Raw genomic sequence first — 17,174 nt, 5'->3', positions numbered from 1 at the left:
GGAGCCCCTCGCCGGGATCCCTTCCAAAGGCCCTTTCTCTTTGGCGACTTCTCTTTTTGGGCCCATCAAAAAGAAAGTAACTCGGCCGCGGTTTTAGCGGACGAAACCTCGGCCCACAGGGCCGGCAGAGCCGACAAACCCACATCAAAGGCAGCGGAGTAAGCGCCGGTCTACACGGCCACGGCTTCAACGCTCAGATATCGTCGGCGCGGAACGCGTCGCGTAACCAGTTCAATCGCGGAGCCGCCGGGTCGCCGTCGGCTTCGACCACGTCGAAACGGCAAGCTGCATTTGCGTATTCGCGATGCGCCAACAGGAACATCTGCGCGGCGTGCACGAGCTTGCGGCGTTTGCCCGCGTCGACGGACGCCGCGCCGCCGCCGAAACGCGGATCGCGGCGGTAGCGTACTTCGACGAAAACCAGGGTCGGTTCGCCGCGGCCGCTGCGGTCCAGCATCACCAGGTCCAGTTCGCCGCCGCGGTAGTTCGCATTGGCGGCGACATCGACGAGCCCGGCCTTCTTCAGATGCGCATGCGCGGCGGCTTCGACCGACGCTCCGCGCGCGCGCCGGTCAACCGCCACCGCGCGACAAAGGCACGACGGTGCCGCCGCTGAAGGTCGACCAGGCCGGTGCGCGGATGATGTTGCCGAAGCCGTCGATACGCAGATCGCCGGTGGCGCCCTTCACGTCGCCCTCGGCGCTGGTCGCCAGGCGTTCCAGATAGGCGGTGATCAGCCATGCGTCGTAGCCGAACGCGAACAGGCGCGCCGCCGGCCCGCGTGCGGTCGGCAATTCCTGGCCGGTCGCGCTCGCCGGCGGCAAGCCCGGCGCGCCGCGCACGCTCCAAGCGTCGCTGGGGAAGATGATGCCGTCCAGCGCACGGTCCTGCTCCGGCTTGCCTGTGCCGGAAATGAGTTGCGAAGTGGCCACGCGCGGCTTGCCGGCCAGACCGGCCGCGGCCAGCTGCGGCGCCAGCGCGCGCGCCTGGCTGCCCTTCACCGCCAGGAAGATCGCATCCACGCCGCCTTGCTTCGCCGCTGCGGCTTGCAGCGCGGGCGTGAAGCCTTCGGCGCTTTCGCCGACGGTCAAGGTTTCGGTCACCGCTCCGCCGCGCTCGGCGAAGCGTTCGCGGAACGCATCGGCAGCGCGGCGCATCGTCGCATCGCTGCTGCTCAGCACCAGCACATGGCGCGCGTTGCTGGCGATCAGGTATTCCGCGGCCGAAATCGCCTCGTCTTCCGGCGCGAGCGAAAAACTGGCGTTGCCCGCCGGCGGCGCCACGTTGCCGCGATTGAGCGCGAGCATGGGCACGCTGAGATTGCCCTGGTTGAACAAGGCGCTGACCTCGTCGCGGCCGAGCGGGCCGACCACGAAGTCGTTGCCTTCCGCCGCAGCCTTGGCGTAAGCCGCCACGGCGCCGGCGGCCGTGCCGGCGGTGTCGTAGAACTGCACGTCGGGGCGTTGCCGGCGTTCGCCGTAGTAGCCGGCGAGCAAGCCGTCGCGCACCGGGGCCGCGGCCGTGGCCAGGCTGCCGGACAGCGGCAGCAGCACGGCGAGCTTGTTCGGCGGCCGGTAGCCGTCGCGGTCCGCCGGCGGCCGGCTGCTCGCGTCGAAGCCCCATTGCGCACTGCGGTTGAACGGCCGCGGCAGGGGCAGCCCGCGCCGCAGCAGCGCGCGTCCGGCGAAGTTGTAGAGCGGATCGTTGGCCGCCAGCGCGGCGGTTTCGCGCGCCAGGGTGGCATCGTCCAGGCCCGAGAGAAGGCGGTCGATCTGGCGGGCGTTGTCCGTCCGGGCCTGGCCGGTTAGCGTTGCGTCGTTGCGCGCCAATGCGCCGGCGGCTTGGATGGCCGCATTGTCGGAAGCGCCGGCCGGCTTGCCGTCCGTGCCGCTGACCTGCACTGTGGCGCAGCCGGCCACCATCAGCAGCATCGCCAACGCCAGCAACAGCCTCGATCCGGCAGTCCGTGTCATCGCATTCCGCATCGTTGCGGGTCTCGGTGGGAAGAACGGCTAGGATTCTACCCGCGCAGCCGCTGGAGAAACGATGTCAGGCCCTTCACAATCCGCCGGCACGGTCCGTTCAGGCAGCCTGTTCGTGGTCGCCACCCCCATCGGCAATCTCGGCGACCTGAGCCCGCGCGCGTTGGAAACGCTCAAGCGCGTTGCCGCCATCTGCGCCGAAGACACTCGCCACACGCGGCAGTTGCTGGCGCATTTCGGCGTGGAAAGGCCGCTGATCGCATTGCACGAACACAACGAGGACGAGATCGCAGAAAGGCTGGTGGCGCGCCTGCTCGCCGGCGAATCGCTGGCCCTGGTCTCGGATGCCGGCACGCCGTTGGTCAGCGACCCCGGTTTCCGTCTGGTCCGCGCCGCGCGCGCAGCGGGCGTACCGGTGAGCCCTGTGCCCGGGCCGAGCGCGCTGATCGCCGCGCTGAGCGTGGCGGGTATGCCCAGCGACCGCTTCGTCTTCGAAGGCTTCCTGCCGGCAAAGGCGACCGCGCGGCGCGAACGCCTGTCCGCGTTGGCGGGCGAAACGCGGACGCTGGTGTTCTACGAATCCGCGCATCGCATCGAAGATGCGCTCGCCGACGCCGTCGCCGCGTTCGGCGCGCAGCGCCCGGCCACGATCGCGCGCGAGCTGACCAAGCTTTTCGAAACGGTGCTCGATGGCACGCTCGAGGATCTGCGGGCGCGCGTCGCGGCCGATCCCAATCAGCGCAAGGGCGAATTCGTGTTGCTGGTGCACGGCGCCGGCGAGGACGCCGACGCCAAGGTCGCCGACGGCCGCCGTCTCTATGCCAAACTCAGCGAGCATCTGCCGCCGTCGACTGCGGCCAAGTTGGCTGCGGAATTGAGCGGGGCGCCGCGCAAGGCGCTGTATGGCGGCTAGCAGCGCTGCCCTCGTTTTTCGTAGGTGCGAATTCATTCGCACGCTTTTGCTCTTCCGTGAGAAGCGTACGAATGAATTCGCACCTACGAAGTGCAGCGGAGCAAGCCCCGCTCTACAAAGCGTGGGCTCGCGCCGATGATCGAGAACCGGGCCGGCGCCGTCGATCGCGCGTACGACAACGCCTGGACGATCTTCCTCGTCTTCCTGCGATTGGGATTGACCTCGTTCGGCGGCCCGATCGCGCACCTGGGCTATTTCCGCGAAGAGTTCGTAGTGCGGCGGCGCTGGCTGTCGGAGCAAGGCTATTCCGACCTGATCGCGCTATGCCAGTTCCTGCCTGGCCCGGCCAGCAGCCAGGTCGGCATGGCGGTAGGGTTGGCGCGGGGCGGTTTGCGCGGCGCGTTGGCGGCGTGGTGCGGATTCACGCTGCCGTCGGCGCTGGCCATGGTCCTGTTCGCGCTGGCGGCGTCGGCATGGGGCATGCAGTGGCCGTCCGGCGCGGTGCATGGCCTGCTGCTGGTGGCGGTGGCGGTGGTCGCGCAAGCAGTGTGGGGCATGGCGCGCACGCTATGTCCGGATGCGCCGCGGATCGCGATCGCGTTGGCGTCGGCGGTAGTCGTGCTGCTGCGGCCCGATGCCTGGGGACAGATCGGCGTAATCGCCGCGGGCGGCATCGTCGGCGCGATTTTTTTCCGGCGCACGCCATCGCCGTCGCAGGACGCGTTGCCGATGCGGATACCGCGCCGCCTCGGCGCGTTGTCCCTGCTGGCCTTTTTCGCGTTGCTGCTGGCGTTGCCGTTGGCCACGCGGCTGTGGCCGGTGCCGGAGCTGACGATCTTTTCGGCGTTCTACCGCGCCGGTTCGCTGGTGTTCGGCGGCGGCCACGTCGTGCTGCCGTTGCTGCAGGCCGCTGTGGTGCCGACGGGCTGGATTTCCGACGATGCCTTTCTGGCCGGCTATGGCGCGGCGCAGGCTGTGCCCGGTCCGTTATTCACTTTTGCCGCCTATCTAGGCGCAGCGATGTCGGCTGGACCGGGCGGATGGTGGGGCGGCCTGCTTTGCCTGACGGGGATCTTCCTGCCGTCGTTCCTGCTCGTCATCGGCGTGCTGCCGTTCTGGAGTGCATTGCGCCGCAACGCACGCATGCAGGCTGCGCTGGCCGGCGTCAATGCCGCGGTCGTCGGGCTGTTGTTAGCGGCGTTGTATCGGCCGGTGTGGACGAGTGCCGTGCATGCCCTGAGCGACGCCGCGCTGGTGGTGCTGGGCGTGGCCGCGCTGACCCGCTGGAAGCTGCCGCCGTGGCTGGTCGTTCTGGGTCTGGCGCTGACCAGTCTTATACTGGGGCTGTTGCGATAGGGGGCGCTATGAAAGCTATCGGGTGGTCGCTGCTGTTGGTGATCGCATGTGCCGCGCCGGCGTTGGCCGGCGCACAGGCGCCGGCATCGGTGCCGATCATCGAACACTATCCCGGCGGCGACCGCCAGCCGATGCAGGCGCGCATATTCAAACCGCGCGATGGCGATACCCCGTCGCCGCATGCCGCCATCGTTTTATTCCATGGCGGTGGCTGGAACGAAGGCGAAGCCAGCTGGATGGACTCAAGCGCGGCTGCGTGGGCAAGCGAAGGGCTGGTGGCGATCGCTGTGGACTACCGGCTATCGGACCAGAAATCGATCACGCCTTACCAAGCCGTCGCCGATGCGCGCGCAGCCATGCGCTGGGTGCGGCGCCAAGCGGCCCGTCTGAACATCGATCCCAAGCGCATCGCCGCCGCCGGCACGTCGGCGGGCGGACACCTGGCCGCTTCGGCGGCCATTTTCGACGATGCTTCGGACGGCGCGGTTCCTGCGCGCCCCGATGCGTTGGTACTGCGGTCGCCGGCTTTGTCGATTGCGGACTCCGGCTGGTTCCGAAAACTTACCGGCAGCGACGAAAGGGCTGCTGCGTTGTCGCCGGATCGGCACGTCCGCACCGGCCTGCCGCCGACGCTGGTGCTACAGGGCGAAAAGGACAACGTCACGCCGGCTGCGGGCGCGCGCACGTTCTGCGAACGCATGCGCAAGGCCGGCAACCGTTGCGACCTGCAGATATATCCCGGCGTCGGCCATCTGTTCACCCGCAACCTGGCGCAGCAAGAAATACCGGACTACCCATCGATCGACGAAGCCGTGAGCCGGGACGCCAAGGCCAAGGCGGTCGCCTTCCTGCGTGAGCTCGGCTTTATCGGTCGATAAACGGCCATTCAAGTCATAAACGGGCATTAATGAGACAATGCCCATGGCGGAGTCGGCCAGGCAGTCGCGTCACCCGCAAGGGTGCCGAGGAAAGTCCGGGCTCCACAGGGCACGGTGCCAGGTAACGCCTGGGCGGCGCGAGCCGACGGAAAGTGCAACAGAAAGATACCGCCGAACGGTTCTTCGGAACGCGTGGCAAGGGTGAAATGGTGCGGTAAGAGCGCACCGCGAGTCCGGCAACGGACCGGCACGGCAAACCCCACCGGGAGCAAGGCCAAATAGGGAGACTATGCCGCGGCCCGCGGTGTCTCCGGGTAGGCTGCTCGAGCGTATCGGCGACGATGCGCCTAGAAGAATGACTGTCCACGACAGAACCCGGCTTAACGGCCGGCTCCGCCCCGCGTTTCCAATGCTACGCATTGAAAACCCCAAATTTTGGTGAAGCTAAAATTTGGGCCCCGCTATGTGCTTCCAATTCCCCGCACTGTCGCGCCCCCTTTACTAAAGGGGGCTATTCCTTTCGAGTGGCTTCTCGCGATCGGCTTTCAGCTTTTCGTAGGAGCGGCTTCAGCCGCGAGCTTGTGATCTCGCTCGTGGCATTCGGCCGCTAATCAGCCGCGCGGAATGATCGCTTCCACGCGACGGTTTTTCGCGCGCCCTTGCGGATCGTCCGTGCCATCGGACCGCTGGTTGGGCGCGACCGGGTCGGCTTCGCCGAAACCGGTCGCCTGCAGGCGAGTGTCCGGCACGCCGTTCGCTGCCAACCATGTCTTGACCGCATCGGCGCGACGCTTGGACAACCCCAAGTTGTAGGCATCCTCGCCCTTGGCGTCGGTGTATCCCTTGAGTTGCACGGTGCCCTGCGTTTTGCCTACCAACTCGGCAAGCGTGCGCAGGCCGGCCTCGGCTCCGGAGCGGATTTCGGCCTTGTCGAATTCGAACAGCGTATCGGCCGGCAATGCGACATAGATTTCGCTGTCGCGGACCTCGCCGCCGAGCGCGTCGACCAGGCCCTGCAGTTGCGAGACGTCGCCCGCGAGCCCGCTGACGGTTCCGGTCAATGCGGAACCTTGCGCAACAGGCGCTTGCGCGTTGCCTGGGGGTGGCGTCGATGGGTTGGCCGTTTCCGAACTCGGTTGCCGGGCTTCCTGCTGCGGATCCGCCGGTGCGTCTGGCCGGGAGCAGCTGCAGGCAAGGCCGATCAGCGCAATCGGCATCAGGAATCTCATCGCTGGATCGCTACGCCGTCGAACGGAGCGACTTCGGGAATATTGATCGAAACGGTTTGCGACGTCGCCGGCGGCGCAGGGAATTTCACCCAGATCACGCCGTTCGAATTTTTCTTGATGTCGAGCTTGAGCTTCTGGTCGTTCTGCGTATTCAACGGAGCCGCCATCGGCTTGCCGGAATTATCCTGAAGCGGGCTGTAGCGCTGCGAAGTAGCATCGTCCACGACGCTGACATCGCTCAGCGGCAGCGACGGATTCCACAAGTTCTCGTCGCCGGTGCGGATGTTGAATTGTACGGTCAACACGTTTCCGGTCACGGCGACCTTGGACAAGTCCCATTGCGAACCTTTCGGGCCGATCTGCGTAGCGATAGGCGCCGCCACCGGAGGAGGCGCTGTCGGCTGCTGCGCGACTGTCGGATTGGGTTGTGCCGCAGATTCGGCGGCGACGGCGGACGTATCGGCCGGAGGCTGTGCCGTGCCTGTATCGGGCGACGACTGCTTGCAAGCGGCAAGTAAGCAAAGAGCGAGCAGCGACAGCATCCGGCATGTGGTCATGTCCAAGTCTCCGTTGGCAGGCGGGGCATTCGTAACAAGTAGCGCATTAATCATTTGTGGAACCTCACTAGGGTGTCTGCCGGATGGAGGCGCCTTGGTCACTAAATGAAACAATTTCATTTATTTAAAGCAATTGTCCTATTTTTGTTTTTAATCGTGAATTGTTGCGGCGCAACAAAGCAGATCCGTGAGGCAGCACGCTTGTCTCAGCATGCGTGAGAATATGATCAATCTCAAAATTTGAGACGAAACAGCAGCTTGTGGATAAAGCTTGAACAAGTCTCTCAAGTTTGCTGCAAGTCATTGACGCGCCTAGCGAAATTCTCACCTGAAAGTTGTTGACAACGTTGTGGGGCACTCCTAAGGTGGCGTCTCGTGGGGAAACCTGGGTTTTAGTGGTTTTCCGATGCTGAAGCCCGCCGAAGACGGGCAAGAACCGGACGGCTGTGTGTTCCAGGGCGAGACCGCCATCACGATCGACGACAAGGGCCGGCTGGCGATCCCCACCGGCTATCGGGACCTCGTCGCCCGCGAATGCGGCAACCGGCTGGTGATCACCTACAACCCGTTCGAAGCCGGCAGCCTCTACCTCTATCCGCAGCCGGTCTGGGAGCGCGTGCGCGACCAGATCAACGCGTTGCCGCGCACCAAGAGCGTCAGCCGCAACCTGCAGCTGAAACTGGTCGGCGCGGCGAGCTTCGTCGAGCCCGACGGCAGCGGCCGCATCAGCGTGCCGGCCAGCCACCGCAGCGCGGTCGGCATCGAGAAAAAAGCCGTGCTGCTGGGCATGGGCGACAAATTCGAACTGTGGAGCGAGCAAGCGCACCACGCGCAGATCCGCCAGACCATCGGCGATGCGGATCTGGGCGAGGACATGCTCGATTTGCAGTTGTGACGGCGGGTGGCGCGGCCGTCCGGTCCGCCCACCTTCCGGTGATGTTCGTGCAGGTCATGGAAGGGCTGCGGGTGGTCGAGGACGGAACTTATTTGGACGGCACGTTCGGTCGCGGCGGCCATGCGCGCGGCGTGCTGCAGAGGCTGGGCGCGGGAGGGCGACTGCTGCTGATGGACAAGGATCCCGAGGCGATTGCGACTGCCGAACGCGAGTTCGGCAAGGATCCGCGCGTCTCGATCCGACGCGGCAGCTTCGCCGATCTTGCGCGATGGGACGCTGCCGCGGACGGCCTGGACGGCATCCTGTTCGACCTGGGCGTGTCTTCGCCGCAGCTCGACGTCGCCGAACGCGGCTTCAGCTTCGGCAAGGACGGCCCGCTCGACATGCGCATGGATCCCGACAGCGGCCAAAGCGCGGCGCAGTGGCTGGCGAACGCATCCGAGCAGGACATCGCCGACGTGCTGTGGACCTACGGCGAAGAACGCATGAGCCGGCGCATCGCGCGGAGCATCGTCGCCCGGCGCGCGCAGCAGCCGATCGAGCGCACCGGCGACCTCGCGCAACTGATCGCTTCGGCGATGCCACGCGGCAAGCAGGAGATCCACCCCGCGACGCGCTCGTTCCAGGCGATCCGCATCCACATCAACCGCGAACTGGCCGATCTGGAAGCCGGCTTGGACGCCGCGCATGCCGCGCTCAAGCCGCACGCTCGGTTGGCGGTGATCAGCTTCCATTCGCTGGAAGACCGCATCGTCAAGCGCTTCATCGCCAAGCATGCGAAGGCGCCGCCGGCCAATCGCCGGCTGCCGGAGGCGGAAGTATTCGTGCCGACGTTGCGCGCGATCGGCGATGCGCAGAAAGCGGATTCCGCCGAAACGGCGGCCAATCCGCGCGCCCGCAGCGCGGTGCTGCGCGTGGCCGAAAAACTGGCGGAGGCCGCATGAGCCTGCGCGTGCTCCTGGCCTTGCTGCTCGCCGCCAACATCGGCAGCGCGATCCTGGTGGTGTACGCGCGCCACCAGCACCGGGAGCTGTTCGTCGAGCTGACCAGGCTGGAGAAGGCGCGCGACGAGCTCAACATCGAATTCGGCCGGCTGCAGCTGGAGCAGGCGACCTGGGCCGAGAGCAACCGCATCGACCAGATCGCGCGCAACAAGCTCGGCATGAAATTCCCCGAAGCGGACGAGATCGTGGTGGTGCGCCCATGAAGCCGCGCAACCGCGCCCAGTTCAATCTCCGTGCCCGTTTGGCGATGGTCGCCGGCGCGCTGGGCCTGTGCTCGCTGGCGCTGGTCGGCCGCGCGGTGGACCTGCAGCTGATCGACAACGACTTCTACCAGAAGCAGGGCAATGCGCGCTTCCTGCGCGACATCGAGATCCCGGTTTCGCGCGGCATGATCACCGACCGCAACGGCGAGCCGCTGGCGGTGTCCTCGCCGGTGGAATCGGTGTGGGCCGACCCGCAGGAACTGCTGAAGAATCCCGCGCGCTTGCCGGAATTGGCCAAGGCACTGGGCGTGCCGAGCGACTACCTGACGCGCAAGGTCTCGCAGCGCGCCGGCAAGGAATTCATGTGGCTCAAGCGCCGCATCAGCCCCGTGGCGGCGAAGAAGATCATCGCGCTCGGCATTCCGGGCGTGGCTTCGCAACGCGAGTTCCGCCGCTTCTACCCGCAGGGCGAAGCGATGGCGCACGTGCTGGGCTTCACCGACATCGACGACCACGGCCAGGAAGGCCTGGAGCTGGCCTTCGACGAATGGCTGCGGGGCACGCCGGGCAGCAAGCGCGTGATCCGCGACAACCGCGGCCAGTTCGTCGAGAACGTCGACCTGATCAAGCCTGCGCAACCGGGCAAAGACCTGACGCTCACCATCGATCGCCGCATCCAGTACCTCGCTTATCGCGAGTTGAAGAACGCGCTGCTCGAATCCGGCGCCAGCAGCGGTTCGGTCGTGGTGCTGGACATCGCCACCGGCGAAGTGCTGGCGATGGCCAACCTGCCGTCGTACAACCCGAACGCGGTCGAAGTCGGCAACCGCGACACCCACCGCAACCGTGCGGTGACCGACGTCATCGAGCCCGGCTCGACCATGAAGCCGCTGACCGTGGCCGCAGCGCTGGAAGCCGGAGTGATCACGCCGCGCACGATCTTCGACACCAATCCGGGCTGGATCCCGAACGGCCGCTACCGCACCACCGACATGCACAACTACGGCGTGCTCGACACCACCGGCGTGATCCGCAAGAGCTCGAACGTCGGCGCGGCCAAGATCGCGGCGCGGCTGCCGAACCAGACGTTCTACGATTTCCTGCGCAAGTTCGGTTACGGCCAGAGCACGCAAAGCGGCTTCCCCGGCGAAGTGCCCGGGCTGTTCCCGCCGCCGGCGAAATGGTACGGCACGACCAAGCAGACCATGTCCTACGGCTACGGCATTTCCGCCACGCCGATCCAGATCGCGCAGGCCTACGCCGCGCTCGCCAACGGCGGCAAGCTGCGCGCGCCGACGTTCGTGAAAGGACAGGACAACGAAGCGCGCGAAGTGCTCGATCCGGCGATCGCGCACGAAGTGATGAAGATGATGCAGACCGTGACCGAGCCGGGCGGAACCGCCAAGCAGGCGGCGATCCTGGGCTATCACGTCGCCGGCAAGACAGGCACCTCGCGCAAGGCCAGCGGCGGCGGCTATTCGCGCCGCTATGTCGCCTTTTTCGCAGGCGTGGTGCCGGTGGACAATCCGCGGTTCTCGATGGCGGTCGTGGTCAACGATCCCGAGCCGGGCCTGACCGGCTACACCGGCGGTGCCGTTTCCGCGCCGGTGTTCCACAACGTGATGGAAGGCGCGCTGCGTTTGATGGATGTGCCGCCGGACGACATCGAAACCTGGCTCGCGGCGCAATCCGCCGCCGAAGCCAAGCGCAATGGCGGGAAACCTGCCGTCGCGCGCGCACCGGCCGCCGCCGCCGACGAAGAAGCAGCACCGGTGCTGCTGCCGGCGCAGGGAGCCCTGCGATGACGCGCGCGATGCTGCTCGCAGAGTTGCTGCCGGACGTCGCCGACGTGCCGCAGGATCTGGCCGTCACCGGTCTGGTGCTGGACAGCCGCGACATCCGCGCCGGCGACGCTTTCGTCGCGATCGCCGGTTTCGGCGCGCACGGCCTGGGCTTCGTCGATCAGGCCAAGGCCGCCGGCGCAAGCGCGATCCTGTTCGAACCGCCGGCGCCCGAAGAATTGCCTGCGCCGGAAGATGCGATCGCAGTGCCCGGCTTGCGCGCGCGCATGGGCACGATGGCCGACCAGTTCCACGGCCGGCCTTCGCATGCGATGACGATGGTCGGCGTGACCGGCACCAGCGGCAAGACCTCGACCGTGCAGCTGATCGCGCAGTCGCTGGAATTGCTGGGCAAGCGCACCGGCACCATCGGCACGCTGGGCGCCGGCCTGTACGGCGACGTGCGCCCGACCGGTTTCACTACGCCGCTGGTGCTGCAAATGCACGCGCTGCTGGCGCAATTGCGCGACGCGGGCGCGGCCGCCGTGGCGATGGAAGTGAGTTCGCACGCGCTAGACCAGGGCCGCGTGGACGCGGTGCATTACGACGTCGCGGTGTTCACCAACCTCACCCGCGACCATCTCGATTATCACGGCGACATGGCCGCTTACGGCGCGGCCAAGGCGAAGCTGTTCGCGCGCCCGGGCTTGCGCGCGGCCGCGATCAATCTCGACGACGAGTTCGGCGTTTCGCTGCTGGCGCAGCTGCCCGAATCGGTGCGCGGCATCGGCCTGAGCGCGCAGGGCCAGGCGCAGGCGCTGGTGCGCGCCGAAAACGTCGCGCTGGACGCATCCGGCATCGCTTTCGACCTGGTGCTCGGCGACGAGCGGTTCGCGGTGCGGTCGCCGTTGCTGGGCCGTTTCAACATCGACAACCTGCTGGCGGCGGCCGGTGTGCTGCACGCGCTGGGCGAAACCCCGCAAGCGATCGCCGCCGCCCTGCCGCAGTTGCAGCCGATACCCGGCCGCATGAACCGCCTCGGCGGCGATGGCGTGCTGCCGCTGGTGGTGATCGACTATTCGCACAAGCCCGACCCGTTGCAGCAGGCGCTGGAATCGCTGCGCGGCCACCTGCGCGGCCGGCTGATCTGCGTGTTCGGCTGCGGCGGCGAACGCGACCGCGGCAAGCGCCCGCTGATGGCGGCTATCGCCGAAGCGCACGCCGAGCGCGTCTACGTCACCGACGACAATCCGCGCGGCGAGGACGGCGACGCGATCGTCGCCGAGATCGTGTCCGGGTTCGCGCGGCCGCAGGACGCCGTGGTCGAGCGCGACCGCGCCGCCGCCATCGCCCGCGCGATCGGCGAAGCCGGCCCGGACGACATCGTGCTGATCGCCGGCAAAGGCCACGAGACCTACCAGGAAGTCGCAGGCAAGAAATATCCGTTCGACGATACGCAGGTCGCGCGCAAAGCTTTGGAGGGCAGGGCATGAAGCCGATGCGCCTGTCCGAGATCGCGATCATGACCGGTGGCCGCGTGCATGGCGACGATGTCGTGATCGATGCGGTCGCCACCGACACCCGCGCGCTTCCGCAGGGCGCGCCGCTGTTCATCGCGTTGAAGGGCGAACGCTTCGACGGACACGATCACGTCGGCAAGGCCGCCGAAGGTGGCGTCGCGGCGGCGCTCGTGTCGCGGCCGCTGGATGTCGCCATTCCGCAGATCGTCGTCGCCGACACCGAGCGTGCGCTCGCCGCATTCGCCGCCGGTTTGCAGCATGGACGGGGCAGCGAAGTCATCGCGATCACCGGCAGCAACGGCAAGACCAGCGTCAAGACGCTGCTGCTATCGATACTCAAGCTGATCGCGCAGCGCGAAGACAAGATCGCCTACGCCAATCCCGGCAACCGCAACAACGAAATCGGCCTGCCGCTGGCGGTGATCGACGCGCCGGAAGACGCCGACTACGCGATCTACGAAATGGGCGCCGGCCAGCCGGGCGACATCGCCTACCTCACCGCCATCGCGCGGCCGGACGTCGCGCTGGTCAACAACATCGCGCCGGCGCACCTGGAGCGCATGGGCAGCCTGCTCGGCGTGGCCGACACCAAGGCCGCGATCTACGACGCGTTGCCGGCAGACGGCGTGGCGGTGATCAATGCCGACGACGCGTTCGCGCCTTACTTCGCCGAACGCGCGCATGGCCGCCGTATCCTGCGTTTCGGTCTGGAGGCCACGGCGGATATCGGCGCGCGCGATATCCGCGCTACCGACGAAGGCACGCGTTTCACCATGATCACGCCGACCGGGGATGCCGATATCGATTTGCATCTCCCCGGACGCCATAACGTATCCAATGCGCTGGCCGCTGCCGGCCTGGCGCTCGGCGCAGGCGTTCCGCTCGATGCGATCGCCGCCGGGCTCGGCGCCGCGCGTTCGGTCGCGGGCCGCCTTGTCACGCACCGGCTCGGCAACGGCGCGCTGCTGATCGACGACAGCTACAACGCCAATCCCGGTTCGCTCAACGCCGCGATCGACACGTTGGCCGGGCAGACCGGCGAGAGTTGGCTGGTGCTGGGCGACATGCGCGAACTCGGTGCCGACGGCGAGGCGCTGCATGCTGAAGCCGGTCGCCGCGCCAAAGCCGCGGGCATCGCGCGCCTGTATGCGCTCGGCACATTGAGCGCCGCCGCCGCGCGCTCGTTCGGCGATGGCGCCAAGGTTTTCGAATCGCACGAAGCGTTGGCGACGGCGCTCGGTTCGGATCTCGAGGGTTTCGCCGGGTCCGCCGGCTTGCGCGTGCTGGTCAAAGGCTCGCGCGGCAGCGCCATGGACCGCATCGTCACCGCATTGCTGCCTCATGGGGAGGGCGCCGCACATGCTGCTTGAACTCACGCGCTGGCTGCAGCAGTTGGAAAGCCTGTTCGGGCTGTTCGCCTACCTCACGTTCCGCGGCATCCTGGCCGCGCTCACCGCGCTGTTCCTGTCGCTGTGGCTGGGACCGGCGGTGATCCGCAAGCTGGCGCAATACAAGGGCGGCCAGCCGATCCGGCAGGACGGCCCGCAGACGCATTTCTCCAAGGCCGGCACGCCGACCATGGGCGGCGCGCTGATCCTGATCACCGTGCTGCTGTCGGTGCTGCTCTGGGGCGACCTGCGCAACCGCTACGTGTGGCTGGTGCTGGCGGTGATGCTCGCGTTCGGCGCGATCGGCTGGTACGACGACTGGATCAAGATCGTCAAGCGCGATCCGAACGGGTTGAAATCGCGCTGGAAATACCTGGCGCAGTCCGTATTCGGCTTGGCAGCGGGCCTGTTCCTGTTCTACACCGCCGACGCGCCCGCCGCGACCACGTTCTACATCCCGTTCTTCAAGGCGGTGGCCTTGCCGCTGGTCGGCATCACCTTCGTCGCGATCGCTTATTTCTGGATCGTGGGCTTTTCCAACGCGGTCAACCTGACCGACGGCCTCGACGGCCTGGCGATCATGCCCACGGTGCTGGTGGCCTGCGCGCTGGGCGTGTTCGCCTACGCTTCCGGCAATGCGGTGTTCTCCAATTACCTGCAAATTCCGCAGGTGCCCGGCGCCGGCGAGCTGGTGATCATCTGCGCGGCCATCGCCGGCGCGGGGCTCGGTTTCCTGTGGTTCAACACCTATCCGGCGATGGTGTTCATGGGCGACATCGGCGCGCTGGCGCTGGGCGCGGTGCTCGGCACCGTGGCGGTGATCGTGCGCCAGGAATTGGTATTGGTGGTGATGGGCGGCATCTTCGTCATCGAAACGCTGTCGGTGATGATCCAGGTGGCCTCGTTCAAGCTCACCGGCAAGCGCGTGTTCCGGATGGCGCCGATCCACCACCACTTCGAACTCAAAGGCTGGCCCGAGCCGCGCGTGATCGTGCGCTTCTGGATCATCTCGGTGATCCTGGTCCTGGTCGGCCTGGCCACGTTGAAGGTGCGCTGATGAGCACGGCCTTCCTAGACACGCCACGACAGGCCACCCGGCTCGACGCCATCCAAGGCCGGTTCGACCCGTGGCTGCTCGGCGCCGCGATCGCGCTGGCCTGCCTGGGCGTGATCATGGTCGCGTCCAGCTCGATCGCGATCGCGGAGAACGACGGCGTCGGTCCGTTCTATTACCTGACGCGGCATGTCGTGTTCCTCGGCGCCGGCTGCGGCCTGGCGGTGTGGGCGATGCGCACCGAATTGAAATCGGTGGAGCAGAAGAACCAGTGGCTGCTGCTGCTGTGCTTCGTGCTGCTGCTGCTGGTGTTCGTGCCCGGCATCGGCAAGAGCGTCAACGGCGCGCGGCGCTGGATCAACCTGGGCGTGTCCAATTTCCAGGCCGTGGAAGCGGTCAAGCTGATGTACGTGGTGTGGCTGGCCAGCTATCTGGTGCGCTTCCGCGACGAGGTCAACGCGACCTGGGTCGCCATGCTCAAGCCGATCGGCGTCGCGGTCCTGCTGGTCGCGCTGCTGATCATGCAGCCGGACTTCGGTTCGCTGTCGCTGATCCTGGCGATCACTGCCGGCATGTTGGTGCTGGGCGGCGTGCACATGCCGCGCATGTTCGGCCCGGTGCTGATCGGCCTGCCGGTGCTGGCGGCGATCGCTATCGCCGAACCGTACCGCGTGCGCCGTTTCACCTCGTTCCTGGATCCGTGGGCCGATCAGCTCGGCAGCGGCTACCAGCTGACCAATGCGCTGATGGCGGTCGGCCGCGGCGAATGGTTCGGCGTCGGCCTGGGCGGTTCGGTGCAGAAGCTGAACTTCCTGCCCGAGGCGCATACCGATTTCATCCTGGCGGTGATCGGCGAAGAACTCGGCTTCGTCGGCGTGTGCCTGGTGATCGGCCTGTATGCGCTGCTGGTCGGCCGTGCTTTCTGGATCGGTTTGCGTTGCGTCGAGATGCGTCGCCACTTCGCCGGCTATTGCGCGTTCGGCATCGCGCTGTGGATCAGCCTGCAGAGCTTCGTCTCGATCGGCGTCAATCTCGGCCTGCTGCCGACCAAGGGCTTGACCTTGCCGCTGATTTCGTCCGGCGGTTCCAGCGTGCTGATGACCTGCGCCGCGCTGGGCCTGTTGTTGCGCGTGTCCTACGAGCTGGATCGCGCCGAACGCCAAGTCGCGCGTTTGCGCGGCGAAGCGGCCCAACCTTCGGCCGGCACGCCGCCGACCGCGCAACCTGCGCCGGCCGACATTGCGCCCGCGCGCGGCACCAGCCGTCTGCGGCAGCGCACCGAACCGACGCTCGGATTGAGGAAGGGCGCATGAAGCTCGCCGCGACCGGCTCCGAGCTGCACCCGGTGATGATCCTCGCCGGCGGCACGGGCGGGCACATTTTCCCGGGTCTCGCGGTCGCGCGCGCATTGCGCGATCGCGGCGTGCCGGTGCTCTGGTTGGGCGCCGAGGGCGGGATGGAAACGCGGCTGGTGCCGCAGCACGGTATCGCCATCGACACCATCGCCGTACGCGGCGTGCGCGGCAAGGGCTTGGCCACATTGCTGGCGGCGCCGTTCAAAGTGTTGTCGGCCGTGAACGCGGCGCGGCAGACGCTGCGCGAACGGCAGCCGCGCGCGGTGATCAGCTTCGGCGGCTATGCCGCCGGTCCGGGCGGCCTCGCGGCGCGCCTCGCCGGCATTCCGCTGATCGTGCACGAACAGAATCGCGCGCCGGGCCTCACCAACCGCGTACTGGCGAAATTCGCCAAGCGCGTGCTGAGCGGATTCCCTGGCAGTTTCGCCGTTGCCGGCGAACAAGTGGTCGGCAATCCCGTACGCGCCGAGATCGCAGCCATCGTGCCGCCGGCCGAGCGTTTCGCCGGACGCAACGGCAGCGTGCGCATGCTCGTGCTCGGTGGCAGCCAGGGCGCTCGCGCCTTGAACGCCGTGTTGCCAAAAGCACTGCGCGCGCTCAATGCCGAAAACCTGGAAGTGCGCCATCAGTGCGGCGAAAAACTGCTCGCAACGGCGCAGCAGGCCTATGCCGAAGCCGGCGTATCCGCCAGCGTGGAGCCTTTCATCGCCGACATGGCCGCCGCGTACGCGTGGGCCGATCTGGTGGTGTGCCGCGCAGGAGCGCTGACACTGGCCGAGCTCTGCGCGGCCGGGCTCGGCGGTGTGCTGGTGCCGTTCCCCGCTGCGGTCGACGACCACCAGACGCGCAACGCCGAATTCCTGGTCGAGCGCGGCGCGGCGGTGCTGGTGCCGGAAGGCGAGGGTTTCGAATCTCGGATGGTCGATGCGCTGCGTCCGTTGCTGGCCGATGCCGGCAAGCGCCGCGCGCTGGCCGACGCCGCGCGCAAGCTCGCGCGGCCGGACGCCGCCGCGGAAATCGCCGACATCGTCCTGAAGGAGGCCGCGTGATGTCGAGCAC

At 67.1% G+C, this 17,174-nt stretch carries 14 protein-coding genes, 1 other RNA gene and 2 pseudogenes; 13 read left to right on the top strand and 4 right to left on the bottom strand.

Annotated elements, in window-relative coordinates:
- Positions 1–193: 193 nt before the first annotated feature.
- On the bottom strand, positions 194–583 hold the full coding sequence (locus M2650_RS08015; RefSeq protein ID WP_249473156.1) for a YraN family protein: 390 nt from the start codon (positions 581–583) through the stop codon (positions 194–196).
- Positions 573–1,853, bottom strand: a pseudogene (locus M2650_RS08010) (penicillin-binding protein activator); the annotation flags it as partial. The pseudogene M2650_RS08010 and the gene M2650_RS08015, both read right to left, overlap by 11 nt.
- A gap of 193 nt (positions 1,854–2,046) precedes the next feature.
- On the opposite strand from M2650_RS08010, the gene rsmI reads away from it, so the two are divergent.
- The 4 genes from rsmI (at position 2,047) to rnpB (ending at position 5,528) form a co-directional block, all read left to right on the top strand.
- Entirely contained in the window at positions 2,047–2,895 is an 849-nt protein-coding gene (gene rsmI, locus M2650_RS08005) for a 16S rRNA (cytidine(1402)-2'-O)-methyltransferase (protein WP_249473154.1), read from the top strand.
- A 135-nt stretch (positions 2,896–3,030) separates the two neighbouring features.
- The gene (gene chrA / locus M2650_RS08000; RefSeq protein ID WP_249473152.1) at positions 3,031–4,251 is read left to right on the top strand and encodes a chromate efflux transporter; all 1,221 of its coding nucleotides are present in this window, start codon (positions 3,031–3,033) and stop codon (positions 4,249–4,251) included.
- Positions 4,252–4,259: 8 nt separating this feature from the next.
- Entirely contained in the window at positions 4,260–5,129 is an 870-nt protein-coding gene (locus tag M2650_RS07995; RefSeq protein WP_249473150.1) for an alpha/beta hydrolase, read from the top strand.
- 48 nt (positions 5,130–5,177) lie between these two features.
- Positions 5,178–5,528: RNase P RNA component class A (rnpB, locus tag M2650_RS07990), an RNA gene on the top strand.
- A gap of 212 nt (positions 5,529–5,740) precedes the next feature.
- Here the strand turns inward: rnpB and M2650_RS07985 are convergent.
- Positions 5,741–6,190, bottom strand: a complete 450-nt coding sequence (locus M2650_RS07985) for an OmpA family protein (protein WP_249473148.1) — start codon at positions 6,188–6,190, stop codon at positions 5,741–5,743.
- A 164-nt stretch (positions 6,191–6,354) separates the two neighbouring features.
- Entirely contained in the window at positions 6,355–7,035 is a 681-nt protein-coding gene (locus tag M2650_RS07980) for a hypothetical protein (protein WP_249473146.1), read from the bottom strand.
- 286 nt (positions 7,036–7,321) lie between these two features.
- On the opposite strand from M2650_RS07980, the gene mraZ reads away from it, so the two are divergent.
- From mraZ to murG, 9 genes and pseudogenes are all read left to right on the top strand, one after another.
- Entirely contained in the window at positions 7,322–7,810 is a 489-nt protein-coding gene (mraZ, locus tag M2650_RS07975; RefSeq protein ID WP_249473145.1) for a division/cell wall cluster transcriptional repressor MraZ, read from the top strand.
- Entirely contained in the window at positions 7,807–8,754 is a 948-nt protein-coding gene (rsmH, locus tag M2650_RS07970) for a 16S rRNA (cytosine(1402)-N(4))-methyltransferase RsmH (RefSeq protein WP_345779847.1), read from the top strand. Before mraZ ends, rsmH begins: the two co-directional genes overlap by 4 nt.
- On the top strand, positions 8,751–9,017 hold the full coding sequence (gene ftsL / locus M2650_RS07965) for a cell division protein FtsL (RefSeq protein ID WP_249473142.1): 267 nt from the start codon (positions 8,751–8,753) through the stop codon (positions 9,015–9,017). Before rsmH ends, ftsL begins: the two co-directional genes overlap by 4 nt.
- Complete coding sequence (locus tag M2650_RS07960; protein WP_345779846.1) at positions 9,014–10,822, top strand: peptidoglycan D,D-transpeptidase FtsI family protein; 1,809 nt, start codon at positions 9,014–9,016, stop codon at positions 10,820–10,822. The genes ftsL and M2650_RS07960 overlap by 4 nt, the downstream gene beginning before the upstream one ends.
- On the top strand, positions 10,819–12,291 hold the full coding sequence (locus M2650_RS07955; protein WP_249473141.1) for a UDP-N-acetylmuramoyl-L-alanyl-D-glutamate--2,6-diaminopimelate ligase: 1,473 nt from the start codon (positions 10,819–10,821) through the stop codon (positions 12,289–12,291). The genes M2650_RS07960 and M2650_RS07955 overlap by 4 nt, the downstream gene beginning before the upstream one ends.
- The gene (locus M2650_RS07950) at positions 12,288–13,688 is read left to right on the top strand and encodes a UDP-N-acetylmuramoyl-tripeptide--D-alanyl-D-alanine ligase (protein WP_249473140.1); all 1,401 of its coding nucleotides are present in this window, start codon (positions 12,288–12,290) and stop codon (positions 13,686–13,688) included. The genes M2650_RS07955 and M2650_RS07950 overlap by 4 nt, the downstream gene beginning before the upstream one ends.
- A complete protein-coding gene (mraY, locus tag M2650_RS07945) occupies positions 13,678–14,763 on the top strand; it encodes a phospho-N-acetylmuramoyl-pentapeptide-transferase (protein WP_249473139.1) in 1,086 nt (361 codons plus the stop codon). Before M2650_RS07950 ends, mraY begins: the two co-directional genes overlap by 11 nt.
- Entirely contained in the window at positions 14,763–16,073 is a 1,311-nt protein-coding gene (gene ftsW, locus M2650_RS07940; RefSeq protein ID WP_249473137.1) for a putative lipid II flippase FtsW, read from the top strand. Before mraY ends, ftsW begins: the two co-directional genes overlap by 1 nt.
- Positions 16,070–17,158, top strand: a pseudogene (gene murG, locus M2650_RS07935) (undecaprenyldiphospho-muramoylpentapeptide beta-N-acetylglucosaminyltransferase); the annotation flags it as partial. The gene ftsW and the pseudogene murG, both read left to right, overlap by 4 nt.
- Between the last annotated feature and the right edge of the window lie 16 nt (positions 17,159–17,174).

The sequence above is a fragment of the Luteimonas galliterrae genome (assembly GCF_023374055.1).
Lineage (GTDB): Bacteria > Pseudomonadota > Gammaproteobacteria > Xanthomonadales > Xanthomonadaceae > Luteimonas_C > Luteimonas_C galliterrae.
This window is presented reverse-complemented; position numbering and strand designations above follow the sequence as displayed.

Bases quoted from the DNA above. Each gene is read 5' to 3' on its own strand.
- rsmI (WP_249473154.1), top strand. From the start codon at position 2,047: ATGTCAGGCCCTTCACAATCCGCCGGCACGGTCCGTTCAGGCAGCCTG.
- chrA (WP_249473152.1), top strand. From the start codon at position 3,031: ATGATCGAGAACCGGGCCGGCGCCGTCGATCGCGCGTACGACAACGCC.
- M2650_RS07995 (WP_249473150.1), top strand. From the start codon at position 4,260: ATGAAAGCTATCGGGTGGTCGCTGCTGTTGGTGATCGCATGTGCCGCG.
- M2650_RS07980 (WP_249473146.1), bottom strand. From the start codon at position 7,035: ATGAAATTGTTTCATTTAGTGACCAAGGCGCCTCCATCCGGCAGACAC.
- mraZ (WP_249473145.1), top strand. From the start codon at position 7,322: ATGCTGAAGCCCGCCGAAGACGGGCAAGAACCGGACGGCTGTGTGTTC.
- ftsL (WP_249473142.1), top strand. From the start codon at position 8,751: ATGAGCCTGCGCGTGCTCCTGGCCTTGCTGCTCGCCGCCAACATCGGC.
- M2650_RS07960 (WP_345779846.1), top strand. From the start codon at position 9,014: ATGAAGCCGCGCAACCGCGCCCAGTTCAATCTCCGTGCCCGTTTGGCG.
- M2650_RS07955 (WP_249473141.1), top strand. From the start codon at position 10,819: ATGACGCGCGCGATGCTGCTCGCAGAGTTGCTGCCGGACGTCGCCGAC.
- M2650_RS07950 (WP_249473140.1), top strand. From the start codon at position 12,288: ATGAAGCCGATGCGCCTGTCCGAGATCGCGATCATGACCGGTGGCCGC.
- mraY (WP_249473139.1), top strand. From the start codon at position 13,678: ATGCTGCTTGAACTCACGCGCTGGCTGCAGCAGTTGGAAAGCCTGTTC.
- ftsW (WP_249473137.1), top strand. From the start codon at position 14,763: ATGAGCACGGCCTTCCTAGACACGCCACGACAGGCCACCCGGCTCGAC.